Source organism: Massilia putida (assembly GCF_001941825.1).
In the GTDB taxonomy this organism is placed as follows: Bacteria; Pseudomonadota; Gammaproteobacteria; order Burkholderiales; family Burkholderiaceae_D; genus Telluria; species Telluria putida.
In genome coordinates this window covers 5,754,472-5,774,233 of record NZ_CP019038.1, presented here as the reverse complement: position 1 = coordinate 5,774,233, position 19,762 = coordinate 5,754,472, and the positions used below count along the sequence as shown (strand labels likewise).

The following is a 19,762-nucleotide window of genomic DNA, read 5'->3' as shown; positions in this document are numbered from 1 at the left end:
CATGCGGCCGATCAGGTCGCCGACTTGGCGGCCTCGGGCTTGGCTTTCGTGTCGGCCGGCTTGGCCTTCATGTCGGCCGGCTTGGCGCTGCTCTTGGCCGGCTTGGCGGCCTTCTCGGCCGGTGCGGCAGCCATGGGTGCGCCGTCCTTGGATTGCCCGTTCACCTGCAGGCCGGCCTTCGACAGCTGGGTCGCGCGCTTGTCGGCCACGCCTTTCACGCGCTTCTGGAAATCGCTCCAGTCCTTGAACGGACCCGCCTTGGTGCGTTCGTCGATGATTGCCTTCGACATGGCCGGACCAACGCCTTTGACCGAATCCAGCGCGGCGGCGTCGGCCTTGTTAACGTCCACCTGGGCGAATGCAAAGCCCATCGACGCCACCAGCGTGGCGACTGCAAGCATCAGCTTCTTGATCATCTCGTTTTCTCCGTTAATATTCGCGTTGGTCGTTGGCTTGGATGGCGGCCGCGGAGGGCCGCCTGTTGCCATAACGGATGGACGTGACGATGGGTTGACGGCGCGATGTGCGATTCCGCAATCACGCGTAGCCGTCGTCCTTGCGGCGCTGCGCGAACAACTCGTCGCGGGTGACGGTCGCCGTGCCCAGCTTGCCGACGACGATGCCGCCCGCGCGGTTCGCGGTCGCCAGCGCTTCCGGCAACGACGCGCCGGCCCCCAGCATGGCGGCCATCGTCGCGATGACGGTGTCGCCGGCGCCGGAGACGTCGAACACTTCGCGCGCGTCCGCGTGGACGTGCAGGACCTCGTTCGCCGTGTACAGGCTCATGCCCTCTTCCGAGCGGGTCAGCAGCAGCGCTTCCAGGCCCAGGTCGGTGCGCAGCTGCTGCGCCTTTTCCGTCAGCTGGTCTTCCGTCTTCCAGCTGCCGACGATGCGCTTGAGTTCCGACTTGTTCGGCGTGAGCATCGTGGCGCCCGCGTACGGCGTGAAATCGTCGCCTTTCGGGTCGACCATGACGGTCTTGCCGGCCGCGCGCGCGGCGCGGATCATCTCCGCCACGTTGACCAGGCTGCCCTTGTTGTAGTCGGACAGGATGATCACGTCGTAGTCCGGCAGCAGCGCCTTGAACTGCGTGAGCTTGTCGCGCAAGGTCGTTTCCGTCGGCGCGTCCTCGAAGTCGATGCGCACCATCTGCTGCTGGCGGCCGATCACGCGCAGCTTGATGATCGTGGAGATCGCCTCGTCGCGCTTGAGGTAGCTGTGGATGCTCGATTCGCGCAGGATGCGCTCGACGTGGTCGCCCGCCTCGTCGGCACCGACCACGCCCAGCAGGCCGCAATGCGTGCCCAGGGCCGCCGCGTTGCGCGCCACGTTGGCGGCGCCGCCCAGGCGCTCCTCGCGGCGCTCGATGCGCACGACGGGCACCGGCGCTTCCGGCGAAATGCGCGAGACGTCGCCGAACCAGTAGCGGTCGAGCATGACGTCGCCCACGACGAGCAGGCGCACGCTGTCGAGTTGCGGCGCCTCGGCCTGGCGGTAGCTGTCGGTCGGCAGCAGGCGGCTGGCGATGGTGCTGGTCATGCGCGCCTCACTTGCCCGTCAGGACGGAGCGGCCGATGCCGTGGTATTCGATGCCGAGGCCCGTCATCAGCGGCGGCTCGAACAGGTTGCGGCCGTCGATGATCACGGGGTGCTTGAGGCGCGCCTTGATCTGCTCGAAGTCCGGGCTGCGGAACGCCTTCCATTCGGTGACGATCACCAGAGCTTCGGCACCATCCAGCGCTTCCATCGGCGTCTTTTTGAAATCGATGCGCGCCAGCTGGGCGTCGTTCAGGTCGAGCGCCAGCACGCGCTTTGCCTCGTCCATCGCGACCGGGTCGTGCACGGCGACGGTGGCACCGCGCTCGATCAGTTCCTTCAGCAGCACGCGCGACGGCGCTTCGCGCATATCGTCCGTGTTCGGCTTGAATGCGAGGCCCCAGACCGCGAACTTCATGCCCGTCAGGTCTGCGCCGAAGCGCTGCACGACCTTGCGGCCCAGCACCTGCTTCTGGCGGTCGTTGACGGCTTCCACGGCGCGCAGGATCAACAGTTCCTGGTCGTACTGGCGCGCCGTGCGCTCGAGCGCCTGCACATCCTTCGGGAAGCACGAGCCGCCGTAGCCGGCGCCGGCGTACAGGAAGCTGTGGCCGATGCGCGGGTCGGAACCGATGCCGTGGCGGACGGCTTCGATGTCGGCGCCCACCTGGTCGGCCAGGTTCGCCAGTTCGTTCATGAACGAGATGCGCGTGGCCAGCATCGCGTTGGCGGCGTATTTCGTGAACTCCGCCGAGCGCACGTCCATCCAGTAGACGCGCTCGTGGTTGCGGTTGAACGGCGCGTACAGCAGCTTCATGAGGTCGCGCGCGCGGTGGCCCGCTGGCGTGTCGTCGTGGCCGATGACGATGCGGTCCGGACGCATGAAGTCTTCGACGGCCGCGCCTTCCTTCAGGAATTCGGGATTCGAGACGACGGCGAATTCCATGCTCTCCTCGCCGCGCGCACGCAACTCTTCGCGCAGCGCGGCGGCGACGCGGTCGGCCGTGCCGACGGGCACCGTGGACTTGTCGACGATGACCTTGTAGCCGTCCATGTGGCGGCCGATGTTGCGGGCGGCGGCCAGCACGTATTGCAGGTCGGCGGAGCCGTCTTCGTCCGGCGGGGTGCCGACGGCGATGAACTGCAGCTGGCCGTGCGCGACGCTGGCGGCGACGTCCGTCGAGAACTGCAGGCGGCCGGCCGCGCGGTTGCGCGCGACGACTTCTTCCAGGCCCGGTTCGTGGATGGGGATGCCGCCGTTGTTCAGCAGGTCGATCTTGCGTTGGTCGACGTCGAGGCAAAAGACGTCGTTGCCGAGTTCCGCCAGGCACGCGCCGGTGACGAGACCGACGTAGCCGGTGCCGATAATCGTAATCTTCATGGTTCGCTTTAGCTTAGTTCATCACATTCAGTTCTTCGGTACGGCGCGGCGGGTAGGTCTCCCACTTGCTGCACCCCGGGCATTGCCAATAATACTGGCGCGCCTTGAAACCACAGTGGCTGCACTGGTAACGCGCCAGTTTCTGCGTGTATCCGTGCACCAGATTCTTCACCATCGACAGCTCTTCCCAGACGTTCGCCGGCGCGTCCATCAGGCGCGCTTCCAGCAATTTGTCGAGACCGAGCAGGGTCGGATTGCGGCGCAGCTCTTCCACCACCAGCTGTTTGGCAGCGTCGACGCCGTTGAGTTCAATGACGGCCTTGAAGACAACCTCGATCAGATCAATCGACGACACTTCTTCCAGGTAGGAGCGCAGCAGGTTGACGCCTTCCTGCGGCCGGCCGACCTTGCGGTAGCCGTCCATCAGACGCGTGGCGACGAGGGCCACGTGCGGCACGCTCTGCTGCTCGACGCGGCGCCACGTCTTCAGCGCACCCTCGATATCGCCCTCGGCCACCAGCGCGTCGCCGTACAGCATCGTCGCGCGCACGCTCTTGCGGTCGGCCTGCAGGGCCTTGTCCAGCAAGGCCTTCGCTTCGTCCGACTGCATGTGCACGAGGGCGTCCTGCGCCAGCTCGCAATAAAACTGGGCGATCTCCTTGTGGTGGGCGCCGGCGCCCGATTCCTGCAAGCCTTCGGCGGCGGCGATCGCGCGGCGCCATTCCTTTTCGCGCTGGAAGATCTCCAGCAGCGCGCGGCGCGCCTGCACGCCGTATTGCGTGTCGACGAGCAGATTGAACGTTTCCTCGGCGCGGTCGAGGAGGCCCGCCTTCAGGTAGTCCATCCCCAGTTCGTACTGGGCGTGCACCTGCTGCTCGATCGGCAGGTCGGGACGCGACAACAGGTTCTGGTGGACGCGGATCGCGCGCTCGGTCTCGCCGCGGCGGCGGAACAGGTTGCCGAGCGCGAAGTGCATGTCGGCCGTTTCCGGGTCCAGCTTGACGATCTCGATGAACGCGTCGATCGCCTTGTCCGGCTGCTCGTTGAGGAGGAAATTCAGGCCCTTGAAATAGCCGCGCGGGAGGCTGCGCGATTCGGAGACGAGTTGCTTGATGTCGACACGGGCGGCGATCCAGCCAAGTGCAAAAAAGACGGGGATGCCGAGCAGCCACCAGATTTCAAATTCCATATGTTGTTCTTATTGATTACTCAGTTTCGTTCAGCCGCGCGGCGCGATGCCGTCCGGCTGCGGTGCGCCGGCGGCGGTGCCGGCCGCGTTTTGCAGGGCCTGGATCGTGTGCTTGTGCTGCGAGCTTTCGCGGCGGTGGCGGAACACGGTCGGCGTCACGGCCAGGATGCCGAGGAAGGCGCCGGCGATGAAAAACGCCAGCAGCATCAGCACCAGCGGCCCCCTCACCTCGTAGTTCAGGAAGAAGTGCAGGTCGACCTGGTGCGTGTTCTTCAGGGCGAAGCTGAAAAACAGGACGAACAGCAGGCAACCGACGATGGTGGAGACGAGTTTCATCAGCAGGTCCCGAGTGGAAAGACGGCAAAGGCGCAGTGTCGCATATTTGAAACGATATTCATAGGACGGCCAGCCCGGCCGTTGTGCGCATGCGGCGTGATTATACGTGGGTTGCACGAACGGCATCGGGGATGCAATGTGCGGTTACATCTTTGCCGGGATGGGCAAGTCAAAACGCCGCGATGGCGTCGCGCAGCCGGCCCACCAGGTCCGGGACGAGGCGCAACCGCCGCGCCTCCTCCTCGATCACGCATTCGAACCCCGCCTTCTTCAATGCGTGAAGGTCGATCGTGGCCCAGATTGCGCTCGGCAAGGTGCTGGCCAGGATGTCGAACAGCCGGTCGACCGCATGCAACCGGCCCCACAGGTAGTCGTTTTCCCGCGTCGCGCGATTGAGAAAACCGCCGAAACCGGCGAACGTCCCGCCCAGGAGGACGCGCGGGTTGCCGGGCGGAGCGAGGCTGAGCGCGTCGTCGGGGCTGATGCGATCGACCAGGATCTCTTCGATCGGTCCGGTTTCCAGCGCCAGCGCGCTGACGACGGGGTGCAGGATGACGTCCCAATAAAAATAGCCGAGGTACCCGGTGAGGATGGCGGTCCGGTAGCGCGGTTCCAGGTTCTGCACCAGCGCCGACGACAGCAACGTGTCCGCGTCATCGTTCTTGCCCGCCAGGTCGCATTCGAAGCCCAGGCGCCGGACCAGCGCGGTCAAGTCCGCGTCCCGGTCGGCGACGAACCGGGCGATGTCCACCCGGCTTGCGGTCAGGGGCGTGAAGAGCTTGCGGCACATGGCAACCGCGCGCTCGCTGAGGAAACCGGCATCGTCGTACATCGACATTGCATCGATGAGCTTGTGGACTTGGATATTGATGAGATCGAGGTCTTCCGCCGCCGCCGCGCCCGCCTCGCCCGTGTCGTACAGGTCGTTAATCTCGTGCAGCACGAAATTCAGGCGGCGTTTCTTGTACACGACGCCGAAGTCGATCGTCATTTTGGCGAACGCAGGCATGTCGACGTTTTCATAGGCGTTTTCCGCTGCGTAGTAAGAGTCCGCAAGCAGGATGGCGTGTTGTGCGGCCCACAGTTCCACCGCCTCGTGCACCCGGTGCGTCGCGGTCGATTCGCTCGCGAAGCCGCACGCGCCGGCGATGAGGTCAGCGACAAAATCCAGCGACTCCAGCACCAGGGTCCGCATGAAGGAATCGTAAACGATCGGCGTGGCGGCCAGGGCGTTGGTCGAGCTGAGGCGCCAGTGGCGGAGATCGTTCACGGTAAACCGGCCGTTGGACTTGCCCTCGGTGGCCTGGTCGACCAGTTTCGCCACTTGCGGGCGGGCGTAGGCGATCGCCTGCTTCAGTCGCCGCACTTGCTTGTTGTAACGCCCGACGTCGGCCAGCTCCTTGTAGGTCGGATCGGTGCGCGGCAGGTCGGAGAGCGCCCCGCGCAGGGTCGCGAAGAAACCCGGCACCTCCGTGCCCGGCGCCGGCTTGTCGAGCTGGGAGTGCGGGTCGATGAAGATCAGGCGGCGGTCGACCTCGCGGAATGCGCTATGCGCGCGGATCGCCTCCAGGGTCGCCTTGATCGGCTTGTTGTCGAGGATGCTGCCGTCGACCAGCACGGCGTCCTCGGGATCCTTTCTTTGATCGCGATATCCACCGAAATTCTGTTTAATAAATTGCGCACGCGCGGGCCATGGCCGGTGACGCTTTGCCAACAGATCATCCACTTCACGGATCTGGGCGGGAGGAAACGCCCCGGGATACGATGCCGAGGCGCGTGCGGCGAATGCGAGCGACGGCACGCTGTCGAGGTCGAAGTCGCTGCGCAGATGCCCGCTCTTTTCATGGTAGAGCTGGAAATGGAAGGGCCGCCTGTGTTCGCGTTCGGTCAGCACGGGCGGGTCGTGGATGAAGATCGAGCGGTCGAGGCCGCGGAAATCCGTCGCCGTGACCAGCAAGTCCAATCGCGTGCCCGCGGGAACCAGCGATGCGCCGGCAGTGCCCGGACGCTCCATCATGGTGAGGCCGTCGAGGATCAGGGTCGTGAGGCGGCGGCCGTCGAGCGGCGGCTTGAACCAGCGCGAGCGGAGGAATAACGACACCCGTTCCCGCATTTCGGCGTCGACGGGGCCGATGATGAGGCCTTCGTGCTTGAGCCGGGACAGCAGCGGTCCGACGAAGGGCCAGAAAAACCATTTGCTCCAGCGCTTCGCCTTGGCCTGCTCGTCCAGCAATTCACTGATGTCCGCCTCGGCCAACCACATGTCGGTCAAGGGCGCCAGGCTGAGATCGTGGGCGAGGGCCCGGCTGAGCGCGACCCCGTTCATTGCGCCGGCGGAGGCGCCGGACACCACGTCGACGATCACGTGCAGGTCGAGTTCCTTGCCGACCGTGTCGAGGAACCGATAATAAACGTCGCCCGTCGATCGCTCCGGCTCGTCGGGGTAGTGCCGGTGCATCGGCGACGGGCTGCCTTCCATCCCTGTCCGGCCCCGGTCGTACAGGTTCGAGGTGCGCACCAGGTTGAGGATTTCGCGGTTGATACCGTGCTGATAGACGGCCAGCGACACGCCGCCGAAGAATACGATAGCCAGCCGTAATTCTTTCTGTTTCATCGCCGGATTCTTCCATCTCATGGGGAAATGGCAAGATCATTCTATTCCCAAGACTGTCCGGCTGCCAGCGGCACTGCCGCGGCACAAAAAAAAACGGCGCCCGTGAGGGACGCCGTTTTTGTCGGCTCGACGCAGACGCTTCAGTCTTCGATGATCGGCTGCCCGACCATCGCGTCGACCCGCTCGCGCAACTGCTTGCCCGGTTTGAAGTGGGGCACCCGTTTTTCGGGCACCATCACCTTGTCGCCGGACTTCGGATTGCGGCCGATGCGGGGCGGCCGGCTGTTCAGTGCAAAGCTGCCGAAACCGCGGATCTCGATGCGCTGGCCGCTCGACAGAGCGTTGGTCATCGCATCGAGGATGGTCTTGACGGCAAACTCGGCGTCTTTTGCCACCAGCTGAGAATAGCGCTCGGCGAGGCGGTTGATCAGCTCGGACTTGGTCATCTGCTTAGCTTCCGAAAGGGATTAGCCTTTGTTGTCGAACTTGGCCTTCAGCAGGGCGCCCAGCGACGTGGTGCCGGTTGCTGCGCTGTTGTCCGAAGCCAGCTTCTGCATGGCTTCCTGGGTCTCGGCGTTGTCCTTGGCCTTGATCGACAGCTGGATGCTGCGTGCCTTGCGGTCGATGTTGATGACCAGGGCTTCGACCTTGTCGCCCACTTTCAGGTGGGTGCCGGCATCTTCCACGCGGTCGCGCGAGATTTCCGAAGCGCGCAGGTAGCCTTCGACTTCGTCGTTCAGCGCGATCACGGCGCCTTTCGGCTCAACCGATTTCACCGTGCCGGTGACCAGGGTGCCCTTGTCGTTCAGCGATGCGAAGGTGTTGAACGGGTCGCCTTCCAGCTGCTTGACGCCCAGCGAGACACGCTCGCGCTCGACGTCGATCGCCAGCACGACGGCTTCCAGCTCGTCGCCCTTCTTGAAGCGGCGGACGGCTTCTTCGCCCGGCTCGGTCCACGACAGGTCGGACAGGTGCACCAGGCCGTCGATGTTGCCCGGCAGGCCGATGAACACGCCGAAGTCGGTGATCGACTTGATCAGACCTTTGACCTTGTCGCCCTTCTTGTGGGTCATGCCGAAATCGTCCCACGGATTCGCCTTGCACTGCTTCATGCCCAGCGAGATACGGCGACGCTCTTCGTCGATTTCCAGGACCATGACTTCGACTTCGTCGCCCAGCTGGACAACCTTGTTCGGCGCCACGTTCTTGTTGGTCCAGTCCATTTCCGAGACGTGCACCAGGCCTTCGATGCCCTGCTCGACTTCCACGAACGCACCGTAGTCGGTCAGGTTCGTGACCTTGCCGAACAGGCGGGTGCCTTGCGGGTAGCGACGCGACAGGCCGGTCCACGGATCGTCGCCCAGTTGCTTGACGCCCAGCGAGACGCGGTTCTTTTCCTGATCGTACTTGAGGACCTTGGCGGTGATCTCTTGACCGACCGACAGGACTTCCGACGGGTGACGCACACGGCGCCATGCCAGGTCGGTGATGTGCAGCAGGCCGTCGATGCCGCCCAGGTCGACGAACGCACCGTAGTCGGTGATGTTCTTGACGACGCCGGTGACGACCGTGCCTTCCTTCAGCGTTTCCATCAGCTTCGCACGCTCTTCGCCCATCGATGCTTCGATGACGGCGCGACGCGACAGCACGACGTTGTTACGCTTGCGGTCCAGCTTGATGACCTTGAATTCCAGGGTCTTGCCTTCGAACGGGGTCGTGTCCTTGACCGGACGGGTGTCGACCAGCGAACCCGGCAGGAATGCGCGGATGCCGTTGGTCAGGACGGTCAGGCCGCCTTTGACTTTACCGTTCACGGTACCGGTGACGATTTCGCCCGATTCCATTGCTTTTTCCAGAGCCAGCCACGAAGCCAGGCGCTTGGCCTTGTCGCGCGACAGGATGGTATCGCCGAAACCGTTTTCCAGCGATTCGATGGCCACGGAAACGAAGTCACCCACGTTGACTTCCAGTTCGCCCTGGTCATTCTTGAATTCTTCGATGGGGATGAAAGCTTCCGACTTCAGGCCGGCGTTGACGATCACGAAGTTGTGATCCAGACGCACGACTTCGGCGGAGATGACTTCGCCCGAACGCATGTCTTGACGGGCCAGCGACTCTTCGAAGAGTGCTGCGAAGCTTTCCATACCGGTATCTTGATTTGCTGCAGTAGCCATAAGTTTTGAGATGTTAGCCAGCAGATCGGCCATATGCGATCTGAACTGGGTCAAGTTGAACCACACCCGCGGCAACCGGCCCCGGGCACCCAACACGCCGCTCGCGCGGCGCTTGCTGCTAATCAGGGATGCGCATACCAGGCAAGTACCTGTTCGACGGCTTCGTCAGCCGTCATTTGCGAGGTATCGAGGATGTGCGCCCCTTCTGCCGGCACCAGCGGCGCCACGGCGCGCTGCGTATCGCGCGCGTCGCGGGCCTGCAAATCCGCCAGCAGATCGTCCATATTAGCAGAAAAACCTTTGTCAATCAATTGCTTATACCGGCGTTGCGCACGTGCCTCAACACTTGCCGTCAAGAACACCTTCAGCTTCGCGCCAGGAAAGATCACCGTGCCCATATCGCGGCCGTCGGCGACCAGGCCGGGCGTCTCGCGGAAGCTCAGTTGCAAAGCGTACAACGCCTGGCGGACACCCGGCAGCGCGGCGATCTTCGACGCCATGTTGCCCACGTCCTCGAGGCGGATGGCGTTGCTCACCTCTTCCGTGCCCAGGTAGATGTGGTCGCCGTTGAAGCGGACGTTCAGGTGTTCGGCCACCTTGGCGAGCGCGTGCTCGTCGCGCATGTCGGTGCCGCGGCGCAGCGCGGACAGCGCCGTGAGGCGGTACAGCGCCCCGGAATCCAGCAGGTGGAAACCCAGGCGGTCGGCGACCTTGTGGGCCACCGTGCCCTTGCCCGAGGCGGTCGGGCCGTCGATCGTAATGACGGGAATATTCGAGTTCGACATGTGATTCTTCGATTTATGCGATGTGCACAATATATATATGAACGCGTGGACGGGGAACCCGTCCACCCTACCGCAGGGTGGACGATTCCGTCGTCCACGCGTTCAACCAACGTTTAACGACCGCGCGATCCCGTCAGGATAAATCGTCTTGGGCGATCCCGGAAAATGTTTCGAAATAATCCGGAAACGTCTTGGCCACGCACTTCGGATCGTTGATGCGCATGGCATTGCCGCGCCGCGCCGCGCCATCGAGCGACGCCAGCGAGAAGCACATTGCCATCCGGTGATCGTCGTAGGTGTCGATCGTCGCCGGCGACAGCGTGTCGGGCGGCGTCACGCGGAGGTAGTCCGGGCCCTCTTCCACCGTCGCGCCGACCTTGCGCAGCTCCGTCGCCATCGCGGCCAGGCGGTCCGTCTCCTTCACGCGCCAGCTGGCGATGTTGCGGAGCAGGCTCGTGCCGTCCGCGTACAGCGCGGCGACGGCGATCGTCATCGCGGCGTCCGGAATGTGGTTGAAGTCCGCGTCGATGGCTTTCAGGACGCCGTTCGACTTCGCCTCGATCCAGTTGTCGCCCTTCGTGATCGTCGCGCCCATCGCGGCCAGCGCGTCGGCGAAGCGCACGTCGCCCTGGATCGAATCCTTGCCGACGCCTTCCACGCGCACCGGACCGCCGGCGATCGCGCCCGCGGCCAGGAAGTACGACGCCGACGACGCATCGCCCTCGACGTGGATGCTGCCCGGACTCTGGTACTTCTGGCCCGGCTGCACGGTGAACGACGCCCAGCCGTCCTGGCCGACCGTCACGCCGAAGCGGCGCATCAGGTTCAGCGTGATCTCGATGTACGGCTTCGAAATCAGTTCGCCCACGACCTCGATCGTGACCGGGTGCGACACCGCCATCAACGGCGCGGACATCAACAGCGCGGTGAGGAACTGGCTCGACACGTTGCCGCGCACGGCGATGCGGTCCGGCTGCACCTTGCCCGCGCGGATGTGCAGCGGCGGGTAGCCCGGGTTGCCCGTGTATTCGATGTTCGCGCCCACGGCGTTCAACGCGTCGACCAGGTCGCCGATCGGACGCTCGTGCATGCGCTCGACGCCGTGCAAGGTGTAGTCGCCGCCGATCACGGCCAGCGCCGCCGTCAGCGGACGGATCGCGGTGCCCGCATTCCCCATGAACAGGTCGGCCTGGCCGACGGGCAGCAAGCCGCCCGCGCCGTGCACGACGTGCGTGCGGTCGTCGATCTGCTCCCACCGGATGCCGAGCTTTTTGAGGGCATCCAGCATGACGGACGTGTCGTCCGACGCGAGCAGGTCGTGGATGGTCGTCGTGCCTTCGGACAGGGCGGCCAGCAGCAAGGTGCGGTTGGAGATGCTCTTCGATCCCGGCAGGCGTACGGTGCCCTGCACGCGCATCACGGGTTCGAGGTCGATGTGCTGGGGATAGATTTTAGACTGTGTCATTTTCCTGATTCCTGATCGGGCGCCGGCGGTTTTTCCGCGGCTTCGATCGCTTCGTTCCACGCGCGGCGGGCGCGCTGGGCGTTGGCGTAGGTCGCCTCCAGCGCGGCACCGTCGCCGGCGGCGAGCCGTGCGCGGAGGTGTGTCAATTGAGCGAGATAGGCATCCAGTTCGCCGAGCAGCGCGTCGCGGTTCGCGAGGCTGATGTCGCGCCACATTTCGGGCGACGACCCGGCAATGCGGGTGAAGTCGCGGAAACCGCTGGCGGCATATTGGAACAGCAGATCGGCGTGCGGCTTGTTGGCGATGTCGTCGACGAGCGCATACGCCAGCAGATGCGGCAGATGGCTGACGGCGGCGAACACCTTGTCGTGTTCCTGCGGCGTGAGCATGTGGATGACGGCACCGCAGGTGCGCCACGCGGCGGCCACGCGCTCGATCGCTTCCGGTGCATTTTCGGCGAGCGGCGCGAGGACCGTCTTCTTGCCGCGGTACAGGTCGGGGATCGCGGCGTCCGGACCGTTCGACTCGCGGCCCGCGATCGGGTGGCCCGGCACGAACTGGTCGATGCGGTCGCCCAGCGCGGCGCGCGCGGCCGCCACGACGTCCGACTTGGTGCTGCCGGCATCCGTGACGATCGTCTGCGGCTCCAGATACGGCAGCAACGAGGCCAGAATCGGCCCCGTCTGCGCGACGGGCGCCGCCAGCAGCACGAGGTCGGCACCGCGCATGGCGTCCTGCGGCGAGGCCGCCGCTTCGTCGATGATCCCGAGTTCGCGCGCGCGCGCCAGCGCCTGCGCGGAGCGTCCCAGGCCCACCACGTGGCCCGCAGCGCCGGCCGCCTTCAGGCCCAGCGCGAACGAGCCGCCGATCAGGCCGACGCCGACGATGACAATTTTCGTAAACATCAGCCCTGCGCGCTCGCGCTCGTCGTGACGAGCGCTCGCTTGAGCGCCTCGATGAAGCGCGCATTCTCTTCCGGCAGGCCGATCGAGATGCGCAGCCATTGCGGCAGGCCGTACGCGCCGACCGGACGCACGATCACGCCCTGCTTCAGCAGCGCCACGTTCACGCGGGCGCCCGCGCCTTCGTCGTCGCCCACTTTCACCAGCACGAAGTTGCCGTACGACGGGACGTATTCCAGGCCGAGTTCCTCGAACACCTTTGTTAGCTGCTTGTAACCGGCGCGGTTGTTGTCGAAGCCCTTCTGCAGGAATTCCTTATCGTTCAGCGCCGCGATAGCGGCCGCCTGCGCCAGCGAGTTCACGTTGAACGGCTGGCGGATGCGGTTCATCAGGTCCGTCACGGCCGGCTGCGCGATCGCGAAACCGACGCGCAGGCCCGCGAGGCCGTACGCTTTCGAGAACGTGCGCGACACGATCAGGTTCGGGTATTTGCGCACCCACTGCGTCGATTCGAACTGGTCCTTCGGTTCCAGATATTCGTTGTACGCCTCGTCCAGCACGACGACGACCGACGCCGGCACCTTGGCCAGGAACGCTTCGATCTCGGCTGCCGGGATGAACGTGCCGGTCGGGTTGTTCGGGTTGGCGATGTAGACGAGGCGCGTGTCCGCGTCGATGGCGGCCGCCATCGCCTCGAGGTCGTGGCCGTGGTTCTTGGCCGGAACCACGATGCCGCGCGCGCCGACGCCTTGCGTGGCCAGCGCGTACACGGCGAACGAGTACTGCGCATAGACGACGGCCTGGCCCTTCTGCACGAAGGCGTGGGCGGCGATCTCGAGGATGTCGTTGGAGCCGTTGCCGAGCGTGATCCAGTCGGCCGGCACGTCGTAGCGCTTGGCCAGCGCGGCTTTCAGCTCGAAACCGTTGGCGTCCGGATAGCGGCCGAGTTCAGCGGCGGCTGCAAGCATCGCGGCCTTGGCCGATTCGGGAACGCCGAACGGGTTTTCGTTGGAGGCCAGCTTGACGATATTGGCTTCATCGAGGCCGAACTCGCGGGCGACTTCGGAAATGGGTTTGCCGGCCTGGTAAGGGGCGATGGCGCGGACGTAGTCTGGACCGAATTGCGACATGGGATTCTCTTGGATTCTCTTGGCTATATAGGATGATTCTGTGACTCAGAGGCCAACGGGGTACGACCCCAATACCTTGAAGAAGGCGGCGTTGTCCTTGAGCTCTTCGAGCGCACGGCCGACGGCGGCATCGGCGATATGGCCTTCGACGTCGACGTAGAAGTAGTACTCCCACGTGCCGATGCGCGCGGGCCGCGATTCGAAGCGCGTCATCGACACGCCGTGCTTGGCCAGCGGCGCGAGCAGGCTGTAGACGGCGCCGGCCTTGTTCGGCACGGCCAGCACGATCGACGTGCGGTCACGGCCGGACGGGCCCGTGGCCTGGCTGCCGATGATCACGAAGCGCGTGCGGTTGTGCGGGTCGTCCTGGATGTGGGCCTGCACCACGCCCAATTTGTACTGTTCGCCGGCCATCTCGCTGGCGATCGCGGCGACGGTCGGATCCTGGCTCGCCAGCACGGCGGCTTCGGCATTCGACGCGACGGCGCGGCGCTCGATGCCCGGGTGGTGCAGGTTGAGCCACACCTGGCACTGGGCCAGCGCCTGCGAGTGGGCGCAGACGACCTTCACGCCATCCATGCTGCCCGTCTTCGTCATGAGGCTGTGGTGCACGGGGATCGACACCTCGCCGCTGATGATGGTGGTCGTCGCGAGCATCAGGTCGAGCGTGCGGTTGATGGCGCCCTCGGACGAGTTCTCGACGGGGACGACGCCGTAGTCGGCGGTGCCGGCCTCGGTGGCCCGGAACACTTCGTCGATCGACACGCACGGCAGGCCTTCGACGGCGCTGCCGAACTGCTGGAACACCGCCTGCTCGCTGAACGTGCCGGTGGGGCCGAGGAACGCGACCGTCACGCGCTTTTCCAGCGCGCGGCAGGCCGACATGATCTCGCGGAAGATCGTCTGCACGTCCTGGTTTTTCAGCGGACCGGGATTGCGCTCGGCGACGCCGCGCAGCACCTGCGCCTCGCGCTCGGGGCGGAACACGGGAGCGTTCGTCTCGGCCTTGACGTAGCCGACCTCCTGCGCGACCTTGCCGCGGCGGGAGAGGAGTTCGAGGATTTGCGCGTCGATCGCATCGATCTGTTCACGCAGGGGTTTGAGTTTGTCTGTCATTGTCTGCTCATGGGTTTCGGTTCGCCCGTCATCCCCGCCCTGGCGGGCGCCTTCGCGGGGATCCATATACTGAGGCGCAGGAGCCGATATCCTGGAAACATCGCGGCGCGCCTGGTAGCCCGCCTTCGGAAGCTCCGCATGGGTTCCCGCCTGCGCGGGAACGACGGTTGGCGGCGCCTCAGCGCCCCGCGAACTCGTTCAAATAATCGACCAGGGCTTGCACGCCCTCGATCGGCATCGCGTTGTAGATCGATGCCCGCATACCGCCGACGGACTTGTGGCCCTTCAGTTGCAGCAGGCCGCGCGCTTTGGCGCCGGCCAGGAATTGTTCGTTCAACGACTCATCGCGCAGGTAGAACGGTACGTTCATGCGCGAGCGATATTCGGGCGCCACACGATTCCGGTAAAAATCGTCGGCGTCCAGCGCCGCGTACAGCAGGCGCGCTTTTTCGATGTTGCGGCGTTCCATCTCGGCCACGCCGCCCAGTTTTTTCAGGTGCGCGAACACGAGGCCCGCGATATAGATCGCATACGTCGGCGGCGTGTTCAGCATCGAGTCCGCCTCGGCCACGGCGCGCCAGTTGAACACGCCCGGGCAGATCGGCAGCGCGTGATCGAGCAGGTCCTCGCGCACGATGGTGATCGTCAGGCCCGCCGGGCCGATGTTCTTCTGCGCGCCGGCGAAGATCACGCCGTACTTCGACACGTCGATCGTGCGCGACAGGATATGCGACGACATGTCGACGACCAGCGGCGTATCGCCCTGCACCGTCGGCACGAAGTCGATCTCGACGCCGTCGATGGTCTCGTTGGTGCACAGGTGCAGGTAGGCGGCGTTGTCGCTCAGCTGCCACGTGTCCTGCGGCGGCACGGTCGTGAAGCGGCTCGCTTCGCCCGACGCGGCGACGTTCACGTTCGCATAGCGCTTCGCTTCCTTGATCGACTTGCCGGACCACGACCCCGTGTGGACGAAATCGATGGTCGCGGGCTGCGCCTTGCGGCCCAGCATGTTCAGCGGCGTGATGGCGTTCTGGCCCAAGCCGCCGCCCTGCATGAACAAGACTTTATAGTTGGCCGGGATGGCCAGCAGTTCGCGCAGGTCGGCTTCGGCCTGCTTCGCGATCGAAATGAATTCGGGGCCGCGGTGGCTCATCTCCATCACGGACATGCCGCTGCCGTGCCAGTCCAGCATCTCTTCGGCGGCCTGGCGCAGGACTTCTTTCGGCAGGACGGCCGGGCCGGCGGAGTAGTTATAAACGTGGGTCATCGCCTGCTCCTTACTTGCCGACGATGCTTTGCGCGCTTTGCGCCATCATCTTCTGGATGCGCGGCACCATCAGGCGGTTGCTGATCTCCACGCTGCGGCTCATCAGCGTCGGCATGTTGGCCAGCATCTTCTGACCCAGCGGCGACGCGTAGAACGCGGACAGCTGGCGGATCTCGTTCAGCGTATAGGTTTCGGCGTACAGCGGCACCATTTCCGCCAGCATGTCGTCGACGAGGCCCGGGTCGGTCAGCGTTGAATGCATCTCCGCGGTCAGCGTCGGCAGCGCGTGCTCGAGCTTCTTGCGCGCGTCGGCCTTCTCGTCGGGACTCATGGTCGCGTCGCCGTCGATCATCGCGTTCAGCGACGCGGCCATCTGGGCCGGGATCTGCTGGTCCGCCTGCTTCAGCGACGCCAGCATCACGTCGCGCAGCTTCATCGACGCCATCATCTGCTTGGTGGCGGCGACGACGGCCGGGTCGGCGGACGGCACCGGCGTCGCGGCAAACGCGGCGGGGGCACAGGTGACGATGATGGCGGAGGCGATGGCGGCGAGAGATTTCTTCACGAATATCCTTGATGAGAGCTGGAGCTGGGGGCTTGCATTTCCGGCATAGACAATGCGGGGACCTCGATTTTCGCACGAAACTTGCAAAAAATCCTCAACCGCCCGGATTTCTACGTCGTTCCCGCAAAAGCGGGAATCCATACTGACTTCCGAAGTCGGCTATTAAGCCCGCTGCGATGCCTTCAAGACTCCGAATTGTGCTTCAGCATGGCGGGAGTGGCGGCTCGATGGCTTCCGACTAAAAAAAAGCCGCCAGGACGCAAGCGTCGGGGCGGCTTTTTGGCGCATGAACCGGCTTATTCCGGTGCCGGCTCCAGCTCGGTTTCCTCGAGATCGGTCTCGACGACGCGCTGCAGGCCGGACAGCTTGGTGCCGTCTTCCACCGCGATCAGGGTCACGCCTTGGGTGGCGCGGCCCATCTCGCGGATCTCGGCCACGCGGGTGCGGATCAGCACGCCGCCGGTCGTGATCAGCATGATCTCGTCCGTCTGGTCGACCAGCGTCGCGGCGACGACTTTACCGTTGCGTTCCGACGTCTGGATCGCGATCATGCCTTTGGTGCCGCGGCCGTGGCGCGTGTACTCCGTGATCGGGGTACGCTTGCCGAAGCCGTTCTCGGTCGCGGTCAGCACCGACTGCTGCTCGTTCTCGGCGACCAGCAGCGCGATCACGTTCTGGCCCTCTTCCAAGTTCATGCCGCGCACGCCGCGCGCCGTACGGCCCATCGGACGCACGTCGTTCTCGTCGAAGCGCACGGCCTTGCCGGCGTCCGAGAACAGCATCACGTCGTGCTTGCCGTCGGTCAGCGCCGCGCCGATCAGGAAGTCGCCCTCGTCCAGGTCGACGGCGATGATGCCGGCCTTGCGTGGGTTGGAAAAGTCGCGCAGCGGCGTCTTCTTGACCGTGCCGAGGCTCGTCGACATGAACACGTAATGGTCTTCCGGGAACGTCGAGTTCTCGCCCGACAGCGGCAGGATCACCGTGATCTTCTCGCCGTCCTGCAGCGGGAACATGTTCACGATCGGCTTGCCGCGCGAGTTGCGCGAACCTTGCGGCACTTCCCACACCTTCAGCCAGTACATCCGGCCGCGGTTACTGAAGCACAGCATGTAGTCGTGCGTGTTCGCGATGAACAGCTGGTCGATCCAGTCCTCGTCCTTCGTCGCCATCGCCTGCTTGCCGCGGCCGCCGCGCTTCTGCGCGCGGTATTCGGAAATCGGCTGCGATTTCATATAGCCCGTGTGCGACAGCGTGACGACCATGTCCTGCGGCGTGATCAGGTCTTCCGTTTCCAGGTCGGACGCGTTCTGCTCGATCGCGGAACGGCGCGTGTCCTTGCCGTTGTCGGCGTACTCGGACTTCACGTGCAGCATCTCGTCCGTGATGATCTGCGTGACGCGCTCCGGGCGGGCCAGGATGTCGAGCAGGTCGGCGATGTGCAGCATCACGTCCCGGTACTCGTTGATGATCTTGTCCTGCTCCAGGCCCGTCAGGCGCTGCAGGCGCATCTGCAGGATTTCCTGGGCCTGCTCGTCCGACAGTTTATACAGGCCGTCGGTCTGCATGCCGTAGTGCTTCGGCAGGTGCTCCGGACGGAACGCCTCGATGCCGCCGGAGGCACCCAGTTCGGTGCGGTTCAGCATCTCGCGCACGAGCGACGAATCCCAGGCGCGCGCCATCAGCTCCGTCTTCGCGACCGGCGGCGTCGGCGCGGCCTTGATGATCGCGATGAAGTCGTCGATGTTGGCCAGTGCGACGGCCAAGCCTTCCAGCATGTGGCCGCGTTCGCGCGCCTTGCGCAGTTCGAACACGGTGCGGCGCGTGACCACTTCGCGGCGGTGCGACAGGAAGCACTCCAGCATCTGCTTGAGGTTCAGCAGCTTCGGCTGGCCGTTGACAAGCGCCACCATGTTCATGCCGAATGTATCCTGCAACTGGGTCTGCTTGTACAGGTTGTTCAGCACGACTTCCGGCACTTCGCCGCGCTTCAGCTCGATCACGACGCGCATGCCCGACTTGTCGGACTCGTCGCGGATATCGGAAATGCCTTCCAGCTTCTTGTCGCGCACGTTTTCGGCGATGCGCTCCAGCAGCGATTTCTTGTTGACCTGGTACGGCAGCTCGTCGACGATGATCGCGATGCGGCCGCCGTCCTTGCCGTATTCCTCGAAGTGGGTCTTGGCGCGCATCACGACGCGGCCGCGGCCCGTGCGGTAACCGTCGCGCACGCCCGAGACGCCGTAGATGATGCCGGCCGTCGGGAAGTCCGGCGCGGGGATCAGCTCGATCAGCTCGTCGATCGTGCAATCGGGATTCCTGAGGACGTGCAGCGCGCCGTTGATCACTTCCGACAGGTTGTGCGGCGGGATGTTCGTCGCCATGCCGACCGCGATGCCGGACGAGCCGTTGATCAGCAGGTTCGGGATGCGCGTCGGCAGGACCGTCGGTTCTTTTTCCTTGCCGTCATAATTCGGCTGGAAGTCGACGGTGTCCTTGTCGATGTCGGCCAGCAGTTCGTTCGAGATCTTGTCCAGGCGGCACTCGGTGTAACGCATCGCCGCGGCGGAGTCGCCGTCGATCGAACCGAAGTTGCCCTGCCCGTCCACGAGCGTGTAGCGCAGCGAGAAATCCTGGGCCATGCGGACCAGGGTGTCGTAGATCGACGCGTCGCCGTGCGGGTGGTATTTACCCATCGTGTCGCCGACCACGCGCGCGCACTTCAGGTAGGGGCGGTTCCACACGTTGTTCATCTCGTGCATCGCGTACAGCACGCGGCGGTGCACGGGCTTCAAACCGTCGCGCACGTCCGGCAGAGCACGGCCCACGATCACGCTCATGGCGTAATCGAGGTAGCTCTTGCGCATCTCTTCTTCCAGTGAAATTGGAACTGTTTCTTTTGCGAATTGATCCATTGTGCGGGTCGACGCCTTCAGGCTAAAAATTTAAATTCCAAGCCCATGATTTTATCACGGCAGACCTATCAGCAACGCATTTCGGCCGCAAGCGGAGGCGATAGCAAACTGGCACAATTAGCGCAATGACACATGCCTGTCATAAATATTCGTCAAGCTTGCAGGCGCTTGCCGACACCTTGTTGCGCAGAAACAACGCAGCAAATAGCATGCACGGCAATTGGTCGCCGCCGGTTCGTGCGGATGTGGCGTATGTGGCAAAATGGCCGAGACGTTAATTGCTTGTTTCACAATGCGGAACTGACATGTTGTCTCGAGTGTTACTATTATGCTCACGTCTTATTGCCTCTGAGCAGTTTCGCTGCTAGAAGATTTTACCGAAAGGAAGAA

The 19,762-nt window shown here is 64.3% G+C and carries 16 protein-coding genes; all 16 read right to left on the bottom strand.

Annotation, left to right across the window (positions count from 1 at the left end; genetic code table 11):
- Positions 1 to 11 precede the first annotated feature (11 nt).
- Positions 12 to 416 (bottom strand): ComEA family DNA-binding protein, encoded by a 405-nt coding sequence (locus BVG12_RS27940; protein ID WP_075795252.1) that lies wholly within the window; start codon positions 414 to 416, stop codon positions 12 to 14.
- A gap of 121 nt (positions 417 to 537) precedes the next feature.
- Positions 538 to 1,539: a D-glycero-beta-D-manno-heptose-7-phosphate kinase gene (gene rfaE1, locus BVG12_RS27935; RefSeq protein ID WP_075795251.1), complete on the bottom strand. Its 1,002-nt coding sequence runs from the start codon at positions 1,537 to 1,539 to the stop codon at positions 538 to 540.
- Positions 1,540 to 1,546: 7 nt separating this feature from the next.
- Positions 1,547 to 2,917: a UDP-glucose dehydrogenase family protein gene (locus BVG12_RS27930; protein ID WP_075795250.1), complete on the bottom strand. Its 1,371-nt coding sequence runs from the start codon at positions 2,915 to 2,917 to the stop codon at positions 1,547 to 1,549.
- Positions 2,918 to 2,930: 13 nt separating this feature from the next.
- The gene (lapB, locus tag BVG12_RS27925) at positions 2,931 to 4,106 is read right to left on the bottom strand and encodes a lipopolysaccharide assembly protein LapB (RefSeq protein ID WP_075795249.1); all 1,176 of its coding nucleotides are present in this window, start codon (positions 4,104 to 4,106) and stop codon (positions 2,931 to 2,933) included.
- A gap of 30 nt (positions 4,107 to 4,136) precedes the next feature.
- A complete protein-coding gene (locus BVG12_RS27920) occupies positions 4,137 to 4,442 on the bottom strand; it encodes a LapA family protein (protein ID WP_075795248.1) in 306 nt (101 codons plus the stop codon).
- Positions 4,443 to 4,611: 169 nt separating this feature from the next.
- Positions 4,612 to 7,056 (bottom strand): patatin-like protein, encoded by a 2,445-nt coding sequence (locus tag BVG12_RS27915; RefSeq protein WP_075795247.1) that lies wholly within the window; start codon positions 7,054 to 7,056, stop codon positions 4,612 to 4,614.
- Between the two features lie 140 nt (positions 7,057 to 7,196).
- On the bottom strand, positions 7,197 to 7,502 hold the full coding sequence (locus BVG12_RS27910) for an integration host factor subunit beta (RefSeq protein ID WP_075795246.1): 306 nt from the start codon (positions 7,500 to 7,502) through the stop codon (positions 7,197 to 7,199).
- Between the two features lie 21 nt (positions 7,503 to 7,523).
- The gene (gene rpsA / locus BVG12_RS27905) at positions 7,524 to 9,230 is read right to left on the bottom strand and encodes a 30S ribosomal protein S1 (RefSeq protein ID WP_075795245.1); all 1,707 of its coding nucleotides are present in this window, start codon (positions 9,228 to 9,230) and stop codon (positions 7,524 to 7,526) included.
- Between the two features lie 122 nt (positions 9,231 to 9,352).
- Positions 9,353 to 10,015 carry a (d)CMP kinase gene (gene cmk, locus BVG12_RS27900; protein WP_075795244.1) on the bottom strand — a complete coding sequence of 221 codons (663 nt, stop codon included), beginning with the start codon at positions 10,013 to 10,015 and terminating at the stop codon, positions 9,353 to 9,355.
- A 133-nt stretch (positions 10,016 to 10,148) separates the two neighbouring features.
- Entirely contained in the window at positions 10,149 to 11,480 is a 1,332-nt protein-coding gene (gene aroA, locus BVG12_RS27895) for a 3-phosphoshikimate 1-carboxyvinyltransferase (RefSeq protein ID WP_075795243.1), read from the bottom strand.
- Entirely contained in the window at positions 11,477 to 12,385 is a 909-nt protein-coding gene (locus tag BVG12_RS27890; RefSeq protein WP_075795242.1) for a prephenate dehydrogenase, read from the bottom strand. The genes aroA and BVG12_RS27890 overlap by 4 nt, the downstream gene beginning before the upstream one ends.
- The gene (gene hisC / locus BVG12_RS27885; protein ID WP_075795241.1) at positions 12,385 to 13,512 is read right to left on the bottom strand and encodes a histidinol-phosphate transaminase; all 1,128 of its coding nucleotides are present in this window, start codon (positions 13,510 to 13,512) and stop codon (positions 12,385 to 12,387) included. Before hisC ends, BVG12_RS27890 begins: the two co-directional genes overlap by 1 nt.
- 45 nt (positions 13,513 to 13,557) lie before the next feature.
- Entirely contained in the window at positions 13,558 to 14,628 is a 1,071-nt protein-coding gene (gene pheA / locus BVG12_RS27880) for a prephenate dehydratase (RefSeq protein ID WP_075795240.1), read from the bottom strand.
- Between the two features lie 178 nt (positions 14,629 to 14,806).
- Positions 14,807 to 15,895 (bottom strand): 3-phosphoserine/phosphohydroxythreonine transaminase, encoded by a 1,089-nt coding sequence (serC, locus tag BVG12_RS27875; RefSeq protein ID WP_075795239.1) that lies wholly within the window; start codon positions 15,893 to 15,895, stop codon positions 14,807 to 14,809.
- 10 nt (positions 15,896 to 15,905) lie between these two features.
- On the bottom strand, positions 15,906 to 16,460 hold the full coding sequence (locus BVG12_RS27870) for a DUF2059 domain-containing protein (protein ID WP_075795238.1): 555 nt from the start codon (positions 16,458 to 16,460) through the stop codon (positions 15,906 to 15,908).
- A gap of 296 nt (positions 16,461 to 16,756) precedes the next feature.
- Complete coding sequence (gyrA, locus tag BVG12_RS27865) at positions 16,757 to 19,372, bottom strand: DNA gyrase subunit A (RefSeq protein WP_075795237.1); 2,616 nt, start codon at positions 19,370 to 19,372, stop codon at positions 16,757 to 16,759.
- Positions 19,373 to 19,762 lie beyond the last annotated feature (390 nt).

Bases quoted from the DNA above. Each gene is read 5' to 3' on its own strand.
- BVG12_RS27940 (WP_075795252.1), bottom strand. From the start codon at position 416: ATGATCAAGAAGCTGATGCTTGCAGTCGCCACGCTGGTGGCGTCGATG.
- rfaE1 (WP_075795251.1), bottom strand. From the start codon at position 1,539: ATGACCAGCACCATCGCCAGCCGCCTGCTGCCGACCGACAGCTACCGC.
- BVG12_RS27930 (WP_075795250.1), bottom strand. From the start codon at position 2,917: ATGAAGATTACGATTATCGGCACCGGCTACGTCGGTCTCGTCACCGGC.
- lapB (WP_075795249.1), bottom strand. From the start codon at position 4,106: ATGGAATTTGAAATCTGGTGGCTGCTCGGCATCCCCGTCTTTTTTGCA.
- BVG12_RS27920 (WP_075795248.1), bottom strand. From the start codon at position 4,442: ATGAAACTCGTCTCCACCATCGTCGGTTGCCTGCTGTTCGTCCTGTTT.
- BVG12_RS27915 (WP_075795247.1), bottom strand. From the start codon at position 7,056: ATGAAACAGAAAGAATTACGGCTGGCTATCGTATTCTTCGGCGGCGTG.
- BVG12_RS27910 (WP_075795246.1), bottom strand. From the start codon at position 7,502: ATGACCAAGTCCGAGCTGATCAACCGCCTCGCCGAGCGCTATTCTCAG.
- rpsA (WP_075795245.1), bottom strand. From the start codon at position 9,230: ATGGCTACTGCAGCAAATCAAGATACCGGTATGGAAAGCTTCGCAGCA.
- cmk (WP_075795244.1), bottom strand. From the start codon at position 10,015: ATGTCGAACTCGAATATTCCCGTCATTACGATCGACGGCCCGACCGCC.
- aroA (WP_075795243.1), bottom strand. From the start codon at position 11,480: ATGACACAGTCTAAAATCTATCCCCAGCACATCGACCTCGAACCCGTG.
- BVG12_RS27890 (WP_075795242.1), bottom strand. From the start codon at position 12,385: ATGTTTACGAAAATTGTCATCGTCGGCGTCGGCCTGATCGGCGGCTCG.
- hisC (WP_075795241.1), bottom strand. From the start codon at position 13,512: ATGTCGCAATTCGGTCCAGACTACGTCCGCGCCATCGCCCCTTACCAG.
- pheA (WP_075795240.1), bottom strand. From the start codon at position 14,628: ATGACAGACAAACTCAAACCCCTGCGTGAACAGATCGATGCGATCGAC.
- serC (WP_075795239.1), bottom strand. From the start codon at position 15,895: ATGACCCACGTTTATAACTACTCCGCCGGCCCGGCCGTCCTGCCGAAA.
- gyrA (WP_075795237.1), bottom strand. From the start codon at position 19,372: ATGGATCAATTCGCAAAAGAAACAGTTCCAATTTCACTGGAAGAAGAG.